The following is a 21,013-nucleotide window of genomic DNA, read 5'->3' as shown; positions in this document are numbered from 1 at the left end:
TTGATGGGAAAGCGGCGGGCACAGCCACCCTCCCGCTGAACGCATGGGGCCTTTCGTTGATCTATGGAAATGAGCACATACTGCGAAACGCAATTAACTGTAATCTTCAATATGCCGTTTGATGAGGATCGTTGACGTTAACCCATTCTTCTATCCCCTCAGAGGCGGAATAGAGCACAGGATGCATGATACCAGCAGACTGCTGGTCGAAAGGGGGCACGAGGTGACGGTCGTCACCGGAAGGCTCCCTGGCACGGAGGAAGAAGAGACCGCCCCCGAAGGATACCGCATCGTACGTCTGGATTCGAAGTTCATCAACATATACAACCCGCCTTTCATCTCATCCAAGGATGTCCTTGAGAATATAGCCGGCATCGACCCAGACATAGTGAACTTCAACTACAGATGGGCTCCCAGCTACAGCAGGGACCTCAAAAAATACGACGGAAGGAAGGTCTTCACATACCACAACATGTGGGGAGAGGGCGTCGGCTTCCAGAGAAAGCTGTCCGAGATCAACGACGGCCGTTTCAGAAACTGCCTGGAGACATTCGATCACATCATCGCCGTCAGCGATTACGTGAGGAACGACCTCATCAGAAGAGGATACTCTCAGAGATATGTTACGACGATTCCCACCGGCCTCTCGAAATTTCCGGAAGCCGGTAAAGGGGACGGTGATTTCATATTATCCTTAGGCAGACTGGTCAGGACCAAAGGCCTCGACTATCTCATGGAAGCAATGAAGGACGTTGACTTCAAACTGATCATCTGCGGAAAGGGACCGGACCAGAAGCGACTGGCGAAGCTGATCGTCAAGTTCGGACTGGAAGACAAGGTGGAGATGAAGGGCTGGGTCGAGGAAGACGAAAAAGAGAGGCTGATGGGTTCCTGCAGATTCTTTGTAATGCCGTCGCTGTTCGAATCGCTGGGTCTTGCCGCGATAGAGCAGATGGCATACGGCAGACCTATTGTTCACACCGACGTCAACGGCCTTCCGGACACGATCGGCGACGGGGGGATATCCGTCCCTCCGAAGGACCCCGGCGCACTGTCGAAAGCGATGAACGCCCTTATCGGCGACCGCGACCGTACCGAGGAACTCGGGAGGAATGCGGCCGGGCAGGCGCGGACTTACAAGTGGGACGGATTGATACCGAAGATAGAATCCGTATATGAGAGAGTGATGTCCGGAGAGTATTCCGCAAAGGACGCGCACGACTAATGGCTTTCAAGAGACCATGCTTCCATTAAACATCCACACCACCTTATCAAAGATGGGGCTTTTTTATTCAGGCAAACCCCTCGATGGGGTGAAATGAGTCGGCATGAGAGACAATTTTGCTCAAGCATCGGTTCCCAACCTGGCCTCCTGAAGCTGGCTTCAAAATAACTACTATATAGTAAATATTCGATTAATTAAGATAGTAATATGGATCCGGAGTATTTACAATTCGTAGCCATTATTTCGTTTATCATTACCGCTATTGCAGCTTCGGCCGCAGTTTATTTTTACAAAAAAAGTAGCAGTAAACAAGATGAAACGCTACGTCATCTTCATCTGGTCCACTATGAACTTGGATACGGAAACAGAATGGGAACCGATACCTTCAGCGAGTTTCAACTTGAATCCAAGCAAAAAACCCGTTTAAAGAATCGTGTACAAAAGTTTAAAATTGACAGATATCTTAAAAAAAGGAGATATTCCTTGGTTTTAAAGTATTTTATGAAAAAGCTGGATGAATTCTGCAAAGTGGATGTGTGCAGCATATATGTGGCAGAGGCGTATGATGGGATTGCGATCGCATATGGGAAAATGATCATGTTAAGTCATGCTATCGAGTATTATAGCAAATCGCTGGAAATAAGACAAAAAAAATTTGGCAGTTATCATCCAAGTGTTGCGGCGACGTACAACAACATGGCGGTGCTGTATGCAGATATGGCGGAATATGAACTCGCAAAAGAATTCCACACGTATGCAAAGATCATAAGGGAGAAAATATTAGGAACTGGTCATGCCGATACGGCCAAGACCTACAACGATCTGGGAACATTATGTATGTTAATGGGAGACTACTCTGGTTCTGTTGAGCACCATAAAAAAGCGTTGGAAGTTTATGAGAAAGTATTTGGTAGCAATCATATCACAGTAGCAATTACGTATGACAATATTGCAAACATATACTGTCGACTTGGAAAATATAACAAGGCACTGGAACGCTATGATGAAGCTCTAAAAATAAAAAAGAGGGCACATGGCCGTAATCACTTAAATAATGCAGTTACATATAACGGCATTGCGGAAACTTTTGGGCATCAAGGAAAGTATGAAGAAGCACTGGAATACCAGGAGTTGGCATTGAAGATAAGGGAGAAAGTCCTTGGGCCGAATCACCCCGACACAGCCGCATCATATGATGAATTAGGACATGCTTACTTTATCAAGGGAAATTATGATGAAGCACTGGAATACCAGGAGTTGGCATTGAAGATAAGGGAGAAAGTCCTTGGGCCGAATCACCCCGACACAGCCGCATCATATGATGAATTAGGAAAGATTTACTATGTCAAAGGAAAGTGCGATGAAGCACTGGAATACCAGGAGTTGGCATTGAAGATAAGGGAGAAAGTCCTCGGACCAGACCATCCCATCACCGCAGCATCATACAACAACATAGCAGTCGTCTACGAAAACATAGGAAAGTGTGACAAGGCGCAGGAATATTATGAATTGGCCCTTGAAATAGCAGAGAAAGTCCTTGGGCCGGATCACCCCGACACCGCTAGAACATACAACAACATAGCAGGCGTCTACGATGAAAGGGAAGATTACGATGCGGCATTTAATTACTACTTTAAGGCGCTGGGAATAAAGGAGAAAGTCCTTGGGCCAAATCACCCCGATGTCGCTGCATCATACAACAACATAGGCAAAGCATACTCTGATAAAGGAGACTACGACAAGGCGCTTGAATACCACCTCAAAGCACTGGATATACGAGAGAAAGTCCTCGGGCCGGATCACCCCGATATCGCTAGAACATACTACAACATAGGCTGTACGTACTCTGATAAAGGAGACCACGACAAGGCGCGGGAATACTATGAATTGGCATTAAAAATAAGAGAGAAAGTCCTCGGGCCGGATCACCCCAACACCGCTAGAATATACAACAACATAGGCTGTACATACTCTGGCAAAGGAGACCACGACAAGGCACTGGAATACTATGAATTGGCATTAAAAATAAGAGAGAAAGTCCTCGGGCCGGATCACCCCGACACCGCTAGAACATACAACAACATAGGCTATACGTACTCTGATAAAGGAGACCACGACAAGGCACTGGAATACTATGAGTTGGCCTCAAAAATAAAAGCCTGATCGGCACATGATCATATAATCACACATCCTGACCTCAATTGTTGATTCTGTTTACAAGGTTTTCGGCACAGATCCCCTTCCTTGTATTGCCGATGACCATCAGCGTGCTGAACGCTATGGTGGTCTGCTCGCAATCCTCATTCATGAAACCCTTCTTTACTTTTCCTAAAGGAAGCGGCTGAGACAAAAGATATTATAATGCAGCGCTTATGCGACCTGGGAACACATGGGCCTCACCGCAGACCTTTTTGGAAAACACAGGGAAGGATTGCTCTATCTTATCTGCGGAGCCGGCACTGTGTTTGTAAGCTGGGGAACATATGCCCTTTTTGTCTGGCTCGGCATTGATATCAACATCAGCAACGTCCTCTCGTGGGTCTGCGGCGTGTCCTTCGCCTTCGTTCTGAACAAATGGGTCGTCTTCCTGAGCCGTTCCGTCGAAAGATCTGTGCTCGCTAAAGAGATCAGTTCCTTCTTCTTCCTGCGGATAGTGACGGGGGTGGTCGCGATTGTGGCGTTCCCGATACTGTACAACCTTGGTATGAACCAGTCGCTCTTCGATATCGACGGCCTGGTCGCGAAGATCACCGTCAGCATGATAGAGATCCTTCTGAATTATTTCGCAAGCAAGTTCGTGGTGTTCAGAAAAAATAAAGAAAATGCCTGAAAGGCATTGTTTTATATTGTCTTAGCTTCAGTCGACGTATTCCAGCCATCTGTCGTACGCCGGGTCCTTTCCGGTGACGATCTCCAGGAACTTTCCCTGCAGCTTCTTTGATATCTCGCCGATCTTCCCGGAACCGACGGCCCTTCCGTCGATGATGGTGACCGGCGAGAACTCTGCGGCCGTCCCTGTCATCCAGACCTCATCCGCGGTCACGACCTGCGTCCTTGTCAGCTGCGTTTCGGTGACGTCATAGCCCATGTCCCGTGCGATCTCGATAACGGAATTCCTGGTTATGCCGTCCAGTATGCACTCTGACACCAGAGGTGTGTATATCTTCCCCTTCTTGCAGATGAAGATGTTCTCTCCCGTGCACTCGGCGACATGCCCCGTTGAGTTGAGCATGATCGCTTCGGTGGCGCCCTGGCGGACCGCTTCCATTTTCGCCATACAGGACGTTACGTACGTTCCGTTGACCTTCGCACCGGCCGGCCCGCACAGGTTATCGGGCCTGTGCCAGGATGACGTTATCACTTTCGCACCTTCGGCGGACGCGCTCCCTAGATACGCTCCCATGAACATGCACGATATGACCAGGCTTGCCGGGACGCCGATCGGATTAAGACCGACCCTTTCGCCGTTCAGGAATACGCAGGGTTTGATGTAATCGACCTTCTTGTTCGCTCTTATGGCCGTTTTTATCGCGCCGATCACCTCTTCGACTGTGTACGCCCTGTCTCCGAACACGGGATCTATTCCCATGACCTTGCAGCCGTCGAAGAGCCTTACAACGTGCTCCCTCAGTCTGAAGACCGCCGGCCCCTTCGGAGTCTGGTATACCCTTATACCTTCGAACACACCCGTACCGTAGTTCATGGCGTGTGACATCACATGGACCTTCGCGTCCTCCCAGTTGATCAGCTTACCATCTAACCATATCTTTTCCCCTTTTTCCATATCAGTCCCTCCCGGGCGTAGTTCAGAGCGCATTTAGGGCCATCACATATTTTTCGGATCGGCTGCGCTCTATTATCTCCTCGACCTGAGCCGCTCCTCCGACCAGACCGACGTTTCCGCTGGATGTAGATATCAAAGCATAGGCTGACTGACCTTCATAGGGTATCATCTCTGCATCGTAAACATCCTGTAATTTCTGAAGCCTTCCCATCGCGGTCTCCGCGGCCTCTTTGTCGATCACAGAGAGTACCATTCTTGACCTTTTGGGGATCTCGCATTTCCCTACTACGATAGTCTCAACGTTTATCTTGTTGCGGGTGAACTCACCCATCACTCTCTGCATAACGCCGAACTCATTCTTGACGATCAAGGATATTACGTGCATTGTTATCACACTCGGACGCAGATTATTCTGCGTATATATGAAATAGTGGTTTCTGGATAACATAAATTATGGCCGGGGGAAAAACTTTCACGGTAATATTGCCCACATACAACGAGGAGGAGAACATCGAAAAGATGGTCGTGTCGCTCCGGGACATGTATCCTGATTTCCATATTCTGATAATGGACGACGGCTCCACAGACCGGACGAAAGAGATCGTTGATGCCCTGAACTTTGAGAACGTGAGGTTTGTCGTGAGGGATTCGGATGTCCGCGGTGTGACCGCCAGCGTCTGCGACGGTATCCTGATCGCCGGAACGGACCTCTTCATGTGTATGGATTCCGATTTCCAGCACCCCCTCGAAGCGGCCGGCAGGCTGTACGACGAAATGAATAAGGATTACGATCTGGTGGTGGGCGTCAGGGTCAACAGGAGAGCGCTCGGCTTCAAGCGGAGCATGGGATCCTGGATGTTCCATGTCCTCGCCCTGTCCGTGCTGTTCGTCCACGGAAAAGGTAAGACGAAGGATATCGCCAGCGGCCTCTTCGGCGGCGACGTGGGATTGTTCTCAAAGGTCATAGAGGAGCAGGGCGACAAGTTTGAGATGAGAGGGTTCAAGCTGCTCTTCGACTTCCTGCGGAACGGTCCGTCTGACGTAAAAGTGGGAGAGATAACCTATGAGTTCGGAAAGAGGACCGGCGGAAAGTCCAAAGTGAATCCGAAGATAGTTTACCTTTCATTCCACCAGTGCGGCATTGTCGGAAGGTTCTTCGCCAGAATCTATAAGGCAATGTTCAGCTGAAGTTGTTCACTATTTCGTCGACAATATCCGTGAACCGCCTTTTCTCGGTGACCAGGTACGTCCTCAGCCCGAGCCTTTTCCCGAATTCGATGTCCCTCTCCTCGCTGTCGCCTATCATGAACGATGTTTTCGGGTTGATGTTGTGCCTGACGATCGCCTCGACCCCCATGCCGGTCTCGGGCTTCCTGCAATTGCAGAGGTCGTCCGGATGGTGGGGGCAGTAGAACACGTCCTCTATGCGACCGCCTCCCGCCTCGATCTCCCTGATCATCTTATCGTGGATTGCTTCCAGCGTATCCTCGTCGAGTTTGCCTCTGGCGACCCCCGACTGGTTGGTCACCACGATCACGATGTATCCGGCCTCGTTGAGTTTCGATATCGCTTTCGGGACTCCCGGCAGCAGGTGGAACTTGTTCGGATCGTCGCAGTAAGGAACATCCTTGGCAAGGGTGTCGTCCCTGTCCACCAGGACCGCCTTCCTGCCGTACACCTCCCTCTCAACGATCCCGCATATAGTGTGGCACGCCACGAAGTAGCCCTCCTGTATCCTGGGCGTCTCTTTCGTGGGTATGATCACGCCTACGTCGGTCATGTCCTTGAGCACTCCTCCCTCGCCGGAGAATGAGACCGTGTCAGCGCCGATCCTTTTCGCGGCTTCGATGGCAAGTATCACGTTCCTCGAATTGCCGGACGTGCTTAATCCTACTACTACATCCCCCTTTCTGCATATGGCCTCTATCTGCCTCTGGAAAACAAGGTCGTAAGAGTAGTCGTTGCCGATGGCCGTGACCGGAGCGATGTTGGATAACGATACCCCCGCCATCGCGGGCCTGTCGAACATATATTTGCCGGAGAATTCGGCGGCTATGTGCTGCGCGTCGGCAGACGACCCGCCGTTGCCCATGAATATCACCTGACCGCCGTTCTTCACCGATCTTATGATCAGGTCCGCGACCTCCCTGATCTGCTGTGTGTCAATTCCCAAAATCGCTCTGGCGCTTCTTCTCAGCTCTGCTTCTATAAAGTCACTCATTTCTGTTTCTCCAGGAGGTCACTCCTTTGGGGTCGAACATGAAATCCGTCACTTTCACGCCGTGCTTCTGGAGTTCCTGCGCCACATCCGCGCTCTTATCGTACTCGCAGATGAAATACATGAACCCCCCTCCTCCGGCCCCGGATACCTTTCCTCCGATGGCCCCATTGTCTATGGCAATGTCGTACAGATTATTTATCGTTTTATTGGATATCTTCTCGGAGAACTGCTTCTTGTACCCCCAGGACTCATGTAGAAGACCGCCGGCCTTTTCTATGTCTCCCTCGGTCAGAGCCTTTCCGATCTCCCTCGCAAGCCTCTTGGATTCGTCCAGCGCCTTTTCGTTCTCCCCTCTGTTGAAGGAATCTATCTGTGAGGAGATTATTTCGGCGGATTCCCTTGACATCCCCGTATAGCAGAGGAGCGACCTGTACTGCAGCTCGTTCGCTACGTCGTCGTCGATGTCCAGCTTCCTCACTTTAACGCCGTCCGCGTCGATATCCATGAGATTGAACCCCCCGTATGCCGCCGCATACTGGTCCTGCTTCCCTCCTTTCAGGCCGATGTCCTCCCTTTCCAGCCGATATGCCAGATCTGCGGTCTCGCCGGGACCCATATCGGTCCCGAGCCATTTCGATACGGCCGAGATCATGGCCACCATCATTGTTGACGATCCGCCGAGTCCGGATCCCGCCGGCGCGTCCGACTGTATCAGGATGTCGAAACCGCCCCTGACCTCAAAATAGTTGGTGACGGCTTTGATGAGATCGTTGTTCCCGTCCAGCTTGAGAGGCCCGCCGTCCAGCGGCGCTTCGTATATCCCGTAATACGACGAACGGACGCGCATGGTGCAGTCGCATCTGGGAGTTATTGTGCAGTATGCGTACTTGTTTATGGTCGTATTCAGGACGCATCCTCCTTTTTGCGATGCGTACGGGTCCACATCGGTCCCGCCGCCGGCGATCCCTATCCTCAAAGGGGCTCTTGCTCTGTAATATTCGGTCATTGTCACACCGTCCCATCCTCTATCTTTCTGCCGGCCTCTATGGTCAGGCCATCCTCGATGACGGAGCTTATTATCTCCGCCCCGGGACAGATCCTGCAGTTGGCGCCTATTATGCTGTTCTCGATCCTGGCGGAGCTTATTCTGCATCCTCTCATTACTACTGTGTTTATGAGCTTGCTGTCGGTTACTTCCGCATCTTCCATGATGACGGCGGCGGACGCTTCCGAACCGGTGATGCTCGCATCTTTGCCCAAATAGAACGGCTTCCTTACGGCGGTGGATTCCACTCTGCTTCCTCCCCAACTCATCTGATCGTATAGCTTGGATGCCATGTTAAGATTTGCGCCCAGAAGATCGGCGGGACGGCCCACGTCCCTCCACATACCCTTGAGGAAGAATCCCTGTATCCTTTTCTGCTCGTTCATCAGTATAGGCAGAAGGTTCTTGGAAAAATCGAAGAATGTGTTTTCAGGAATACGGGAAAGCGCCGTTCTGTTGATCACATAAACTCCAGCGTTCGCAAGGTTTGATGACACGTACTCCAGTTTCTCCGGTTTCTCAACGAAACTGATTATCCTGTCCTCTTCGTCAAGATCGGCGATCCCGTATTGGGTGACGTCTTCCACCGCCGTCAGCGCTATGGTCGCCTCTGCGTTGCGTGAGAAGTGCGTGCGTATCTGCTCTTCCAGCGATATATCCGCAAAGACGTCGCCGTTTGCCGCTACGAAAACATCATCCAGCCTGTGCTCCACATTCTTCATCGCCCCGCCTGTCCCGAGCGGAGCATCTTCATATGAAAAATCGATCGAAATCCCTATGTCGGAGCCGTCGCCGATGGCCTCCGCAAGCTGCGAGGACCTGTATCCGCAGGCCAGGATCACCTCTTCTATCCCGGAACCGGCCATTGATTCTATCAGATATTTGAGACATGGTTTATCCAATACCGGGAGAATAGGCTTTGGACGGTATTTCGTAAGCGGCATGAGCCTGGTGCCCTGCCCCCCCACCATTATGACTGCCTGTCTGACCTCCGCCATTCGTAATCCCTTGTTGTCTGTGTATTTCCCCTTATATAATAAATCTCACGGTACGACCTTCGCTATATTGGACCCCGCCTTAACGCCGAACTCGGACGCGACCGGGGCGCATTTGGCTTTCAGGAGATATGCCACCGGCGTTCCGATGTCCTCTTCGCCCAAAGACTCGAAGTTCGCCATGCCTTTCGCTATTATCAACCCCGCCGTCTCCATCTCCTCTTTGAGTTCGTTGCTAATGTTCCTCATGTCCACCCCTATCGCAAAGCCGCCTGTAGTAAGGATGCGGTCCAAATGTTCGTCCAACCCTGTCCGCAGTGCGTCCTCCATGGTGACATCGTTGAGTATCGGTTCTCCTCTGACCACTCCCACGACCCTGTTCCCCATGCTCCGTATCTGCTCTATCAGCGGCACGTCGAGTATGGATTCCCCGCAGTTGTCAAAGAAATAGACCACCGAACACCCTGACCTCAGGATGTCCGTCATCCTTTCCGTATCGTCTATCGCCAATTCCATCTCAAGCAGGGATTCGAACACACCGTCGAACTCCTCGGGGCTGTCTATCGCCAGGCCGGCCCCGAAGTCCATGATGTTGCCTAATATGGCGATCTTAACCGCCGCCCTGAACTTATCGTCGGAGGCGCCGATGAACTCTCTTACTCTCTCCGCATACCGGGCGGCGGTCTCGTCCGCCCGCAGTTTGAGGTCGTGATAAGGGTCCCTGACCCCCAAAGCATCATAGGAACTCCGGTGAACATGCGTCGCCATCCTTGCCGAGTTTGGCTCTTCGGAGATCACTCTGGCACATGTTCTCAATGCGGCCCGCATCGATTCCGACTCCTTTCCGTTGTCGGGAAGTCTGGACTGAAAAAGCACCCTTCCCAGCAGACACGGGATGCATTCCGGCGCGTGTTTCATGATTCTATCAAGTACGATATAGAAGATAACTGTTTGGTTGTCTGCAGCCATGCGGTCATTTTAGCTTTAGATGCGGCCGGCAATGCGCTGACGATAAATATTAACAGCCCCATGGATAACTGCCAAAGGCGGAAAATAAATGATAGTCACAAGGACCCCCCTCAGGATCAGTTTCTGCGGAGGTGGGAGCGACCTGCCTTCTTATTATGAAAGATACGGAGGACATGCCGTCAGCACCACGATCGATAAATATGTGTACCTTACGCTGGAGCGGTCGTTCCACGCTGACGTCACCTCCCTCAAATATTCAACAGTGGAGAAGGTACAGGACCTTGACGAGATCGAGCATCCGATCTTCAGAGAATGCCTGAAGATGCATGATGTGCACGGAGTGGAAATAAACAGCACGGCCGACATACCCAGCGGAACAGGGATGGGTTCCTCCAGCTCATTCACTGTGGGTCTGGTCAACCTGCTTAGAGCGTATCAGGGCAAAGCGTCCGATAAAGAGCTGCTTGCGAAGAAGGCCTGCGAGATGGAGATGGAGGTCCTGAAAGAACCTATAGGCAAACAGGACCAGTATGCGGCTGCCTACGGCGGTTTGAACTACTATCGGTTCCAAAAAGACGGAAGCGTAGAAGTGGAACATCTGGCTCTTTCAAAATATGTCACGGATACCCTGGGCAGGAGGCTCGTTCTGTTCTACATTGGAGGACAGAGAAATTCGTCCGACATACTGAAAAAGCAGAATCGGAGCAGCAAAAAGCGGGATGCCGACCAGAGTAAGATCTGTTCGCTCGCCGTCAGATTGAAGGACGATCTCCTCTCCGGGAACGCCGATTCTCTCGGGAAGATCCTTGACGAGAGCTGGAAACTCAAGAGGGGGCTGACATCGGGCATATCGAACGACGAGATCGATGATATCTATGCTCTCGGCATGGACAACGGCGCCGTCGGAGGAAAACTTCTCGGCGCGGGAGGAGCGGGGTTCATGCTCTTCTATGCCCATGAAGAAGACCAGGCGGGCCTGAAGACGGCCCTCAGAGGATGCAGAGAGATACCTTTCAAAATGGAGAACGAAGGTTCCAAGATCGTTTTCAACGACCAAAGCTGATATCCAGATCCTCCAAGGTCTTCTTTACCGCCCCGGACGAATCATAATTGTATCTCCAGCCTATTCTTTTGGCCTTCTCTACATCATAATCGAAAGACGGTACGTCCCCTTTCCATCCTCGGTCCCCTCCTGTGTGCTCGTATGCCACATCGGTCAGGCCCAGCTTTTCGCACACCATGTCAGCGATCTCGTTTACTGTGGTGAACGACTCCGTGGATATGTTGTACACTTCGTGACCGCTTTCCATTGCGGAGGAGAAATCGGCGATGGCTTCTGTAAGATCCTTGACATACACATACTGTTTGGACTGCCTGCCGTCGCCCAGGATCTCAAGTCTTTTAGGGTCTGTCCTCAATTTTTCAATAAAGTCGAAGATCACTCCATGCGTGAGCCTAGGTCCTACTACATTCGGGAACCTGAACACCAGCGAACCCATGCCGTTCATGTATGAATACGATGAGATCGCTGCCTCCGAGGCCAGCTTGTATGCGCCATAGTAGGATATCGGTGCCAGGCATCCGGTATCTTCTCTCAGCTTGACGCCTCTTAGGTCGCCGTACACGGCTGAGGTGGAGGCGAAGAAGAACTTCTTTACCTCATTCGTTCTGGCCGCTTCCAGCATAGACACGGTAGTCAGGAACGTATCTTTCAGGTCTATGCCCGGATCTTTCTGCCCTTTCCTGATGTCCGAATTGGCGGCAAGATGGAATATCATGTCCGAGCTTTCCGTTAGTCTCTCAACGGACCTCTGATCCTTCAGATCGTTCGCGGCATAGGAGAACCTATCATCTCCTGCCAGATGGCCTATGTTGGATGCCTGTTCCGGCCGGATCCTGTCTATTGCCAGAACCTCCCATCCTCTCCTCAGCAGGGAGTCCGCAAGATGGCTTCCGATAAATCCTGCGCCACCGGAAATAACCGCTTTACCCTTGGCCATTGCCTGTCACAGATGATTCTGGATATAAATAATGCACAGGTCTGCTGTTTCGAGGCGGTCGGTCAGCACATCTTAACCCCATATCTATCCGCGACCGCCCTTGCGATGAGGTGCAGCATTATCATATGTGCGTCCTCCGCTTTCTGCATGTCCTCAAGGGGGAAGTGTATGTTGACATCCGCGATCTTGTAGAGCTCTCCGCCTTTGAACCCCGTGAGAGCGATGACCTTGTTGCCGAGGCTCTTCGCGTACTCCGCCGCCAGGATTATGTTCTTTGAATTGCCGCTGCCCGATATGGCTATAAGTATGTCCCCTTTTTTCATCCTTCCCTCAAGCTGGAAGACGAACACGTGCTCGTAACCGTAGTCATTGGCTATGGCGGTGATCGTGGGTATGCTGTCGCTAAGACATGTCATCTCGAACTTCTCTTTCGTGTTGGCTGAAATGCCTTTATTGAAATCGCATACGATATGCGAGGCCGTTGCGGAACTTCCGCCGTTCCCGGCCGTGAATATCCTCGATCCTCTCTTATGAGCCTCGATAAGGAGTTCTATCACAGCGTCCACCGCGGAAAGGTCTATCTTCTCGAGCGACGACGTCAGTTCGCTCAGGTATCCCTTCACATAGGGTATGTTGCCGGCATGTTCTTTCATCGGTCGCGGTTAGCACCTGTACAGATAAATCTTTTCCCAACCTAGCCCTGTTTGATCGTCCACTGAAAAGCATATGCGGCGGTTTTGAACGCGATTCGGCCGTGACGCTCTGAACGCGGGTTTGGCATGGAACCCAAGAGGATCTTTCTTAAAAAAGAATCAGACATTTCTTTTATATATGGGGAACACATCGCCGAAAGTATGGTAAAGGACAAGATATGTTCCTCATGCGGAAAGAGGCTTATCGGTCATGGAAACACCACTTTCAAATGCCCAAAGTGCGGAATTTCCGATATCGGAAGGTGTGACCGGTGCCGCGATCAGAGCGTATTGTACGAATGCAAAAAATGCGGTTTCGCGGGACCCTGAGGGATAACGATGGGACAGATAGTGGCCGTGTATGACCTTATGCCTGAGAGCACGGAAGTTGACCTTGAGTCAATAATCGGCACCATCGCCGGCGTAGTTCCGAAAGGCGTCCAGGTGCTGGAATCAAAGATAATGCCTGTGGCCTTCGGCCTCATGAAGATCAACGTGGGCTTCTCAATAGACGACACGGATGAATCTGTCGGCGGGGACCTCGAGAAGGCGTTGTCCTCTATCTCCGGTATAGAGAACATCGAGTGCGTATCTAGCACTCTCCTCTGAGAGAGTGTCATTTTCTTATTTCTGAGCCGGCGTAATGCCGGCTCCCCCATTATACAAAAATGGCTCTATGAGGCGGGATGCTGTCGTTTCCTGACGGCGGACCCATGTAAAACTGGTAATGGGATCAGTTAAAAGAGGATCGTGTTTACCAACTGTATCAGGGGCTGATGAGAAAGAACAGCGGAATTATTCCTTCATAGTGTGTTCTCAGCCTGTATACTTTTACCGTTCCTTCAAAAGCATCGTCTTCCGCAGGTATGATCTCATACACCAGCCTATGTTCTATGTTTATGCGGCGGGAGAACATTCCTTTCATCTCTCCTGTTAAACTCTTATATTTCGGAGGGGTTTGAAAAGGGTCGTTCTCCAAAATCTCCACCAATTCTTTTATCTTTTTCCCATAGCCCTGCTTCGTCAATTCCTTTAGGTCTTCTTCGGCCTTACGTGTGAAGATCACCTCATAGGTCACTGCTTTTCACCCTTATCATTTTCGATCTTGGTGTTTCGCGTCCCTTTTTGACATCTTCCAGTAGCCCGGGGACCCCTAGAAGGTACAGTGTTTCCATGATCCCTTCCCATTCCTCTTCGGAGATCATTACAACGGTACCCCTCTTCGATGTTATTCTTACCGGCTCATCGATCGCGCTTTCGATCAGATTATACAAGTTGGCTCTTGCTTCCGAAGCGTTTACCGTGGTCATAACATAAAGATACGTTTGTCATATATAATCGTACGTTTTTTAGTACGATTTTGATCCTTCATCCGCCTTAGAAGCGGGAGAGAATAAAAGACCACGCGGCGGAACGCCGCCGCGCGGGTATGAAAAATGGAAAAAAGAAGGTTTCCCTTCTGTTTACTTAAATGCCGGGAGCGGGTCCGCTATATATCCGCTCTTCATCATCTGGTCGGTCACCGCTCTGGACCTCCTTATTATGAAGTCCGCTCTGTCGAAGAGTTCCTGACGGCTGAGCTTCAGGCGGGCGATGCCCTGTTCCTGCGCTTTGAGACCGACCGCCACCGCTTCTCTCGGGAACGGATCGATCTCGCTCATCGTCGGGATAATGTATTCTTCGTGGATGCCTTTCTCCTCCGCGCATTTCGCAAGCTCTTCCGCCGCGGCTATGCACATCTCGTCGGTGATCGTCTTCGCCCTTACGTCAAGCACGCCGCGGAATATCGCGGGGAATCCCATGGAGTTGTTAACCTGATTCGGGAAGTCCGAACGTCCTGTCGCGAATATCTTGACGCCGTGCTCTTTAGCCTCCCAGGGCCACATCTCCGGGATCGGGTTCGCGGTAGCGAACACGACCGGGTTGTCCGCCATGTTCTTGCAGTATTCCGCAGGAATCGTTCCGGGGCCAGGCTTGGACGCCGCTATGAGTATGTCTGCGCCCTCCATCGCTTCCTTTATGCCGCCGGTCTTTCCCGCGCCGTTGGTCTTCTTACATATCTCCCATTTTTGTCTGAACTCACCCTGCACTTCCTCTCTGCTGAGGTTCAATATTCCTTTCGAATCGCACATGCAGAGTTTCTTCGGGTCGAACCCCGTCGCGAGCAGGAGTCTCGCTATCGCGATGCATGCCGCACCGGCGCCGACGACGGCCAGATTCGCATCGGAGAATTTCTTTCCGACAAGTTTCATAGCGTTGATGGCGGCCGCGACGGTGACGCACGCCGTCCCCTGTTGGTCATCGTGCCAGACCGGTACCTTGCAGTCTCTTCTGAGCTCATCCAGGATGTCAAAGCATTTCGGATTTGAGATGTCCTCAAGGTTTATACCTCCGAATGACGGCGCAATCAGCCTTACCGTCTCGATTATCTTCTCGGGATTTTTAGTGTCGAGGCATATCGGAACGCTGTCTACGCCGCCGAGGTACTTGAACAGCATGGATTTCCCCTCCATGACCGGCATCGCGGCCTCCGGCCCGATGTCTCCCAGACCCAGCACGCGGGTGCCGTCCGATACCACTGCTACCGTATTCCATTTGCAGGTATGTTCGTATACCATCTCCGGGTTTTTCTGGATATCCCTGCATGGTTCTGCGACGCCCGGCGAATACCAGATGGCAAAGTCATTGAATGACCTTACGCATGCTTTGGGCGTTATCTCTATTTTGCCACCATAGTACTTGTGGAGTATCATTGCGTCCTGTCCGGGTTTCTTCGCCCTTTCCAGACGCTCCTCAATCGTCAACTCTTTCTCGTTTCCCATGTATTATCCTCCTTGTTTTTACGAATTTCGTAATATCCCTTCGAATTACAAACACCATGATTACGCTTATAATATTTAACTGTGTTCGACATTCCGCATATATTTGCGGCCAGACTTCGACAATTGGTGCTGTTCCTGAAAACGCCGGGTCTGGCTAATTATCCGCAGGACCCAGACGTAAAGCCTGAAACGGCCGAGTGCACCCGGCGTTCCCGCCGGGGTGCCGCGGTCCGTATTTATATCTAATTCACACTTTCAAAACTCATAAATGACTAAGGATATCAGAGTGGTCTTGATCGACGGATACATCGACGACCCTGCCGCATTGGGCGTTCCGCCTTACATCTCCCCCATGATAAGGGCAATAGCCGGAGCATCGATCGACGCCGGGGCGGATGTCGAATACATTTCCGCGGACATGCTGAGGAGAGGTAAGAAGCTGCCTGACGCCGACGTCAGCGTGGTCCTTTCCGGAAATACCGTACCCGGGAAGTATCTGAGGTCCATGCCTTTGTCCGTAAAAGAACTGGAGGGGCTGGTCCCGAAACTCAAAGGATGGAAGCTCATAGGCGGTTCAGCCGCTTTCTCTTCCGTTGCCGACAAGTTCGATTTTTCGATGAGGAACGATCCGGCGGCGTCGCTTTATGACGGTATGACCGGAAAGGAGGTCGGCGAGCGGTACCGCACCCTTGACGAATGGAACAGATGGATGCTCTTTGGCGCGGAGATAGTGACCCAGCATCAGGATTTCCCGCATCCTCTGATCGCCGAGATGGAAACATACAGAGGATGTCACAGATACAGGAGCGGGGGCTGCTCCTACTGTATAGAGCCTCTAAAGGGAAAGCCCCTGATGCGTTCCCCCAAAGACGTTATAGCCGAGGCGGAGAAGCTCGTTTCTTTGGGGATAAGGAACATCAGGATCGGAGGGCAGACCTGCATCATATCCTATGGAACGGAGGATGATTCCGACCCTCCGAGACCGAACCCCGACGCGGTAAAGGAATTGTTCACGGGCCTGAAGGCCCTTGATCTTAACGTACTGCATGTGGACAACGCGAACCCTGCCGTCATATCCTCTTATCCGGACGAGTCGAAAAAGATCATTGGGATATTGACGGAATGCTGCACATCCGGTAATGTGCTGGCACTTGGGCTGGAGTCTGCGGATCCGGCGGTCTTCAGGGAGAATAATCTGAACTGTACGCCGGAGCAGCTTATGGGCGCCGTCAGGATGATCAACGAGATCGGCGCAGAACCGGGGCCCACCGGTCTGCCGAAACTGCTGCCCGGGATCAATCTGGTCTGCGGCCTTGACGGAGAGACGGCCTCCACCTACGTACACGATATGGAACTCTTGAAAAGGATAGCCGGCGAGGGGCTCATGGTCAGGCGCATCAATATACGCCAGGTGATGCCGCTCAGGAAGGATTTTCACACCAAAGTAGACAAACAGAAATTCAAAAGGTTCAAAGAGACCGTGAGAGAAGAAATAGACCGGAAGATGCTGGAACGGGTTGTGCCCAAAGGAACGGTCATGAAGGATGTCTATATGGAGATCCATGACGGGAACACTACTTTCGGAAGACAGATCGGCACGTACCCCATTCTGATAGGCATCCCTTACAAAGTAGAGTTGGGAACCTCACATGATGTTACCATCACTGATTGGGGATTCAGGTCAATAACCGGAATAACCACTCCTTTCAACATTAACACAATGCCTATGTCCGCAATAGAGGGGCTTCCCGGGATCGGTAAGAAGAGGGCCGCGAAGATAGTCCTGAAAAGACCATACGATTCAATGGACGATCTGAAAGAGGTCATCGATGATCCGGCAGTGTTTGGGGACCTTCGAAAAATGATCTCGTTGTCCGTACATGACATTTGAAAGGGGGGGTTGCACAGCACGACGAAGGTCCCGTGCCGCGGCGGTGGTCAGCATAGCGTCCAAAGCTTCCCACCGCGTAGGCAGATTTATAATGCATTCCTAGGAAAAATAGCCGACAGTGGAAACACCACTCTTGGTAGTGATTGGACATTGAACTGCCATGTTTGCCGGAAGCGCATACTGCGGGGAGGATGCAAAACCTAAATTACTGTCTACCGCATAGGAAGGCGCATGGACTCCCTTCAGGTCTCGAGATATCCCTTTCTCAAAGGGGCGGCTCAGTTTGCCGAAGAGAACTCCGCCGACATAGAGTCGCTTATCAGTTCGCCTTCTTTTGAAAGTGCCAGGAAGAGAGGTTTAGAGCGAGTGCTCAGCGCCATATCTCAGTACAAAGTGAGCGATGTCCCCCTGCTTCAGGAATACGACCAGCTGATGGAGGTCCTTTCTTACCCATACGCGAGGATGCTCGTCTCCTGTATCAACGACCGATTCCTTACGAAAAGGTACGCTCTCGCAGAAGCGTCGAGAATGAACGACCTTCTTTCGGACGACCACATATCAGAGATAATCGTTGCGGAAGAGCTCGAGGTTGTTTCCGCCGTCGATACGGAGGGAAAGATAAGCATGCACTTCAGCGACTATCTGAGATTCTCCCATATCATGAAAGCGACGGAGTGGAAACTCATCAACACCGACCTCAGGAACGGATACGTGCATCTGGAGCCGGATAAATTCAACAGGCTTCTGCAGAATGCGCTCCAGGAGCGGATCGAGTCGGAACTGCCTTTGAACGTCCCGGCCGAATTCAGGAAATCGATGAAAAGCAACATAGACCATGTCGCCATCGTGCTTGCCGACACAAAGAAGAAACTGAGTCCCACCGGCGGCGAGGGTATGAATCCCGATTTCCTCCCGCCCTGCATAAAGGCCATATTGGCAAGCGCGCAGAACGGAGTGAACCTTCCTCACAGCGCCAGGTTTGCGCTTGTCTCTTTTCTCAACGCGCTCGGCCTCACATATGAGCAGATAATAGGCCTCTTTGCGCAATCCCCCGATTTCGACGAGTCAAAATCCAGCTATCAGATAAAACACATAACCGGTGAGGAAAGGGGCAGGGAAGGCTATACTCCGCCGGAATGCGCCACGATGAAGACCAATGGCATATGCTTCGACCCCGAGCCCCTGTGCGAGAAGATCAACCACCCTCTTTCCTATTACAGAATAAAATCCGGCAATACCCTGAAGAAAGAGGAGAATGCCTGAGTCAGTCTCTTTTAGAGAGATTCTTCCATGTGATTATGCCTCTCTGAACGGCGGTCAGGTTGCCGACGACCGCGAACCAGATCATCATGATCTCCAGCCACGTTATTGAATAATCGGCGATCTCTATCGAGGGATATCCCAGGCAGAGCATTATGAACTGTATTATCGGGAAGAGCGTGCTCAGCACCACCCTGTCCGCCCTTCCGAGCAATCCCGCATACAGCCTCGGAGCTCCTATCGCCTGGGCCTGCGTTCCCATGTATGACGTCAACAGGACGCCGACGAGAGCCAGCAGCCCGATGTATGGGTTGCACCAGGCGCTCACCGCGACTCCGCCTATCATGAAAACATCCGCGTACCTGTCAAAAACGTGATCGAGATAATCCCCCTTATCGCAGGCTTTCCCCGCAAGTTTGGCGACCTTTCCGTCCAAAGCGTCGAAGTATCCGGACGCCAGGACCGCTGCCGCACCGAGCAGGAGCAGATAATGGTATTCAAAGCTGAGAAACAGCAACAGTCCGGAGACGAACGCCAGTATCAGGCCTATCCAGGATATGATGTTCGGATTGACGTTTATCAGCTTTTTGGCGACCGGGGCCAAAGCGAAGTCCGCCTTTCCCCTCTGCCCGTCTAGAACCATTTCTCCAACTCCCCTGTCCAGTCAATATTGCCAGGTCCGTATTTATCGGTATTCCCTTTGATGATCCCTTCGGCCATGTCCGCCATTTCCTCTGTGGAGTGGTCGGAAGAATCCAGCTCGAACACCGGGACGCCGGTCTCGGCCGATTCGCAGAGTATCACGTCCAGTATCTCCGCCTGGACGTTCTCCCTCACTTTGTCCTCGGAATATCCGCGTTCCCTCAGCCTTTTTGCGAGGGTATCGGGGCGGCACCTGATCACGATCACCATGTCGCAACCCACGCAATGGGAGATGTGCCCCTCGACGATGATCATCCCTCCGGCCCTGTATGCTTCGAGAGAAAGGTCGAGAGCGTCCGTATCGACGCAGTATGTGTCCCTCGCTTCATCCTTCTCTTCAAGCAGCCCATTGTTCTTGATGTGCTCATTCAGATCCAGTACGTCATATCCTCTGAGTCTGAGCTCTTCGGCGAGATGCGTCTTCCCGGTGCCGGGCGTTCCAGTTATCGCTATCATCATTCTATCACAGGTATCCGTCGGCGCGTTCCAGCACCTCTTCCCACTCAGGTATGTTGGTCAGCGCCCCGACCTCCTCGATCACAAAGGACGCCGTCGCCGACGCGAGGATCAGGGATTCGCGTTTATCAAACCCGTTATACAGTCCGCAGTAGAAGCCAGCGCGGTAAGCGTCCCCTGCTCCGGTCGCATCCCTGATAGTCTTTCCCTTTACCGCCGGGATCCTTATCCTCTCTCCGTCTATCTTGGCGGCGCTTCCCTTCTCGCCTTCGGTGCAGACCACGAGACCCTTCTCTATGTCCAGAACATTCTCTATCCCGAGATATCTTTCGATCACCCTCGCTTCGTAGTTATTGCAGAAGAGCGCGTCCGAAAAGCAAAGGGCATTCCGCATCTTTTCTGTGTCCCACATCTTATATGTTTCCTGAGCGGGGTCCAGCGCTATGCGGGGGCCGGCCCCTCTTATCGCTTTCATCACTGAGATGTAATAATCCGGCTCTCCGGTGCAGAAGTGTACATACGGGGATGCCGAGGCGTTCTTCGTAAGCAGATTGTTCAGGCTGCTGGCACTTCCCTGCGGCCCCTGGTTGAAAATGACCTTCTGTCTCATCTTCGAGTCGTTCACGACGATCGCCTGCGACGACTCGTGACCTTCTATCCGGACCATCTCGTCCATTATCAGTCCGGACGCTCTCATCTCATCCTCATATCTGCCTGGAAAGTCCTCACCTACGAACGTACATATTGCCGTGGGGACGCCGAGCTTTGCGGCGGCCATCGCGATGTTCGTTCCGGTCCCTCCGAGGGTGGTGCTTTTTGACAGTACGTCGACCGTCTCGTTTATCTCCGGGAATCTGTCGATGGAGATTATCTGATCGATCGTGACATGTCCGTAAACGGACAGGAATGGTCTTTCGCCGGCCATGCATCAAGTATTGATTGCGGTTATAA

At 51.8% G+C, this 21,013-nt stretch carries 23 protein-coding genes; 9 read left to right on the top strand and 14 right to left on the bottom strand.

Going from position 1 to position 21,013, the window contains the following annotated elements; genetic code table 11:
- Positions 1–121 precede the first annotated feature (121 nt).
- From FWG96_03425 to FWG96_03415, 3 genes are all read left to right on the top strand, one after another.
- Positions 122–1,225, top strand: a complete 1,104-nt coding sequence (locus FWG96_03425; protein MCL2032304.1) for a glycosyltransferase family 4 protein — start codon at positions 122–124, stop codon at positions 1,223–1,225.
- A 207-nt stretch (positions 1,226–1,432) separates the two neighbouring features.
- Positions 1,433–3,388 (top strand): tetratricopeptide repeat protein, encoded by a 1,956-nt coding sequence (locus FWG96_03420; GenBank protein ID MCL2032303.1) that lies wholly within the window; start codon positions 1,433–1,435, stop codon positions 3,386–3,388.
- A gap of 226 nt (positions 3,389–3,614) precedes the next feature.
- Positions 3,615–4,055: a GtrA family protein gene (locus FWG96_03415; GenBank protein MCL2032302.1), complete on the top strand. Its 441-nt coding sequence runs from the start codon at positions 3,615–3,617 to the stop codon at positions 4,053–4,055.
- A gap of 27 nt (positions 4,056–4,082) precedes the next feature.
- On the opposite strand, the gene FWG96_03410 is transcribed toward FWG96_03415, so the two are convergent.
- A complete protein-coding gene (locus tag FWG96_03410; protein ID MCL2032301.1) occupies positions 4,083–5,009 on the bottom strand; it encodes a branched-chain amino acid transaminase in 927 nt (308 codons plus the stop codon).
- A gap of 22 nt (positions 5,010–5,031) precedes the next feature.
- On the bottom strand, positions 5,032–5,394 hold the full coding sequence (locus FWG96_03405; GenBank protein MCL2032300.1) for an acetolactate synthase: 363 nt from the start codon (positions 5,392–5,394) through the stop codon (positions 5,032–5,034).
- A gap of 68 nt (positions 5,395–5,462) precedes the next feature.
- On the opposite strand from FWG96_03405, the gene FWG96_03400 reads away from it, so the two are divergent.
- Positions 5,463–6,197, top strand: coding sequence for a glycosyltransferase (locus FWG96_03400; protein ID MCL2032299.1), 735 nt, complete (start codon positions 5,463–5,465; stop codon positions 6,195–6,197).
- Here the strand turns inward: FWG96_03400 and FWG96_03395 are convergent.
- Genes FWG96_03395 through FWG96_03380 form a run of 4 tightly spaced genes read right to left on the bottom strand, consistent with a single transcriptional unit; the run spans position 6,190 to position 10,188 of the window.
- Entirely contained in the window at positions 6,190–7,182 is a 993-nt protein-coding gene (locus FWG96_03395) for an HAD-IIIA family hydrolase (GenBank protein MCL2032298.1), read from the bottom strand. The two genes, FWG96_03400 and FWG96_03395, sit on opposite strands and share 8 nt — an antisense overlap.
- Before the next feature lie 40 nt (positions 7,183–7,222).
- Positions 7,223–8,236: a kinase gene (locus FWG96_03390; protein MCL2032297.1), complete on the bottom strand. Its 1,014-nt coding sequence runs from the start codon at positions 8,234–8,236 to the stop codon at positions 7,223–7,225.
- 2 nt (positions 8,237–8,238) lie between these two features.
- Entirely contained in the window at positions 8,239–9,273 is a 1,035-nt protein-coding gene (locus FWG96_03385; protein MCL2032296.1) for an NDP-sugar synthase, read from the bottom strand.
- A 45-nt stretch (positions 9,274–9,318) separates the two neighbouring features.
- Positions 9,319–10,188 (bottom strand): ARMT1-like domain-containing protein, encoded by an 870-nt coding sequence (locus FWG96_03380; protein ID MCL2032295.1) that lies wholly within the window; start codon positions 10,186–10,188, stop codon positions 9,319–9,321.
- 139 nt (positions 10,189–10,327) lie between these two features.
- Here FWG96_03380 and FWG96_03375 point away from each other — a divergent pair, with 139 nt between their 5' ends.
- Positions 10,328–11,302: a hypothetical protein gene (locus tag FWG96_03375; GenBank protein MCL2032294.1), complete on the top strand. Its 975-nt coding sequence runs from the start codon at positions 10,328–10,330 to the stop codon at positions 11,300–11,302.
- Here FWG96_03375 and FWG96_03370 read toward each other — a convergent pair.
- Positions 11,286–12,239, bottom strand: a complete 954-nt coding sequence (locus tag FWG96_03370; protein MCL2032293.1) for a GDP-mannose 4,6-dehydratase — start codon at positions 12,237–12,239, stop codon at positions 11,286–11,288. The two genes, FWG96_03375 and FWG96_03370, sit on opposite strands and share 17 nt — an antisense overlap.
- A gap of 62 nt (positions 12,240–12,301) precedes the next feature.
- Positions 12,302–12,892 carry an SIS domain-containing protein gene (locus FWG96_03365; GenBank protein MCL2032292.1) on the bottom strand — a complete coding sequence of 197 codons (591 nt, stop codon included), beginning with the start codon at positions 12,890–12,892 and terminating at the stop codon, positions 12,302–12,304.
- Positions 12,893–13,093: 201 nt separating this feature from the next.
- Between FWG96_03365 and FWG96_03360 the strand changes: the two genes are divergently transcribed.
- Together FWG96_03360 and FWG96_03355 are read left to right on the top strand one after the other, a co-directional pair.
- Positions 13,094–13,261 carry a zinc finger domain-containing protein gene (locus FWG96_03360; GenBank protein MCL2032291.1) on the top strand — a complete coding sequence of 56 codons (168 nt, stop codon included), beginning with the start codon at positions 13,094–13,096 and terminating at the stop codon, positions 13,259–13,261.
- Between the two features lie 9 nt (positions 13,262–13,270).
- The gene (locus tag FWG96_03355; GenBank protein ID MCL2032290.1) at positions 13,271–13,540 is read left to right on the top strand and encodes a translation elongation factor EF-1beta; all 270 of its coding nucleotides are present in this window, start codon (positions 13,271–13,273) and stop codon (positions 13,538–13,540) included.
- A gap of 157 nt (positions 13,541–13,697) precedes the next feature.
- Here FWG96_03355 and FWG96_03350 read toward each other — a convergent pair whose 3' ends face one another.
- The 3 genes from FWG96_03350 to FWG96_03340 form a co-directional block, all read right to left on the bottom strand.
- Positions 13,698–14,009, bottom strand: coding sequence for a Txe/YoeB family addiction module toxin (locus FWG96_03350; protein MCL2032289.1), 312 nt, complete (start codon positions 14,007–14,009; stop codon positions 13,698–13,700).
- Positions 13,999–14,241, bottom strand: a complete 243-nt coding sequence (locus FWG96_03345; GenBank protein MCL2032288.1) for a type II toxin-antitoxin system Phd/YefM family antitoxin — start codon at positions 14,239–14,241, stop codon at positions 13,999–14,001. Before FWG96_03345 ends, FWG96_03350 begins: the two co-directional genes overlap by 11 nt.
- A gap of 153 nt (positions 14,242–14,394) precedes the next feature.
- Positions 14,395–15,753 (bottom strand): NADP-dependent malic enzyme, encoded by a 1,359-nt coding sequence (locus FWG96_03340; GenBank protein ID MCL2032287.1) that lies wholly within the window; start codon positions 15,751–15,753, stop codon positions 14,395–14,397.
- 268 nt (positions 15,754–16,021) lie between these two features.
- Between FWG96_03340 and FWG96_03335 the strand changes: the two genes are divergently transcribed.
- The gene (locus FWG96_03335; protein ID MCL2032286.1) at positions 16,022–17,644 is read left to right on the top strand and encodes a radical SAM protein; all 1,623 of its coding nucleotides are present in this window, start codon (positions 16,022–16,024) and stop codon (positions 17,642–17,644) included.
- Positions 17,645–17,875: 231 nt separating this feature from the next.
- Positions 17,876–18,907 carry a DNA primase large subunit PriL gene (locus tag FWG96_03330; protein ID MCL2032285.1) on the top strand — a complete coding sequence of 344 codons (1,032 nt, stop codon included), beginning with the start codon at positions 17,876–17,878 and terminating at the stop codon, positions 18,905–18,907.
- 1 nt (position 18,908) lies between these two features.
- On the opposite strand, the gene FWG96_03325 is transcribed toward FWG96_03330, so the two are convergent.
- From FWG96_03325 to FWG96_03315, 3 genes are read right to left on the bottom strand one after another with little or no spacing between them, the layout of a single operon-like run.
- On the bottom strand, positions 18,909–19,547 hold the full coding sequence (locus FWG96_03325; GenBank protein MCL2032284.1) for a CDP-alcohol phosphatidyltransferase family protein: 639 nt from the start codon (positions 19,545–19,547) through the stop codon (positions 18,909–18,911).
- Positions 19,538–20,065 (bottom strand): adenylate kinase family protein, encoded by a 528-nt coding sequence (locus FWG96_03320; protein ID MCL2032283.1) that lies wholly within the window; start codon positions 20,063–20,065, stop codon positions 19,538–19,540. Before FWG96_03320 ends, FWG96_03325 begins: the two co-directional genes overlap by 10 nt.
- 4 nt (positions 20,066–20,069) lie before the next feature.
- Positions 20,070–20,987, bottom strand: a complete 918-nt coding sequence (locus FWG96_03315) for a PfkB family carbohydrate kinase (protein ID MCL2032282.1) — start codon at positions 20,985–20,987, stop codon at positions 20,070–20,072.
- Positions 20,988–21,013: the final 26 nt, after the last annotated feature.

Source organism: Candidatus Methanoplasma cognatum, assembly GCA_009777615.1.
GTDB classification, from domain to species: domain Archaea; phylum Thermoplasmatota; class Thermoplasmata; order Methanomassiliicoccales; family Methanomethylophilaceae; genus Methanoplasma; species Methanoplasma cognatum.
The sequence above is the reverse complement of the archived record's forward strand: the minus strand, read 5'-3'. Positions and strand labels throughout refer to the sequence as shown.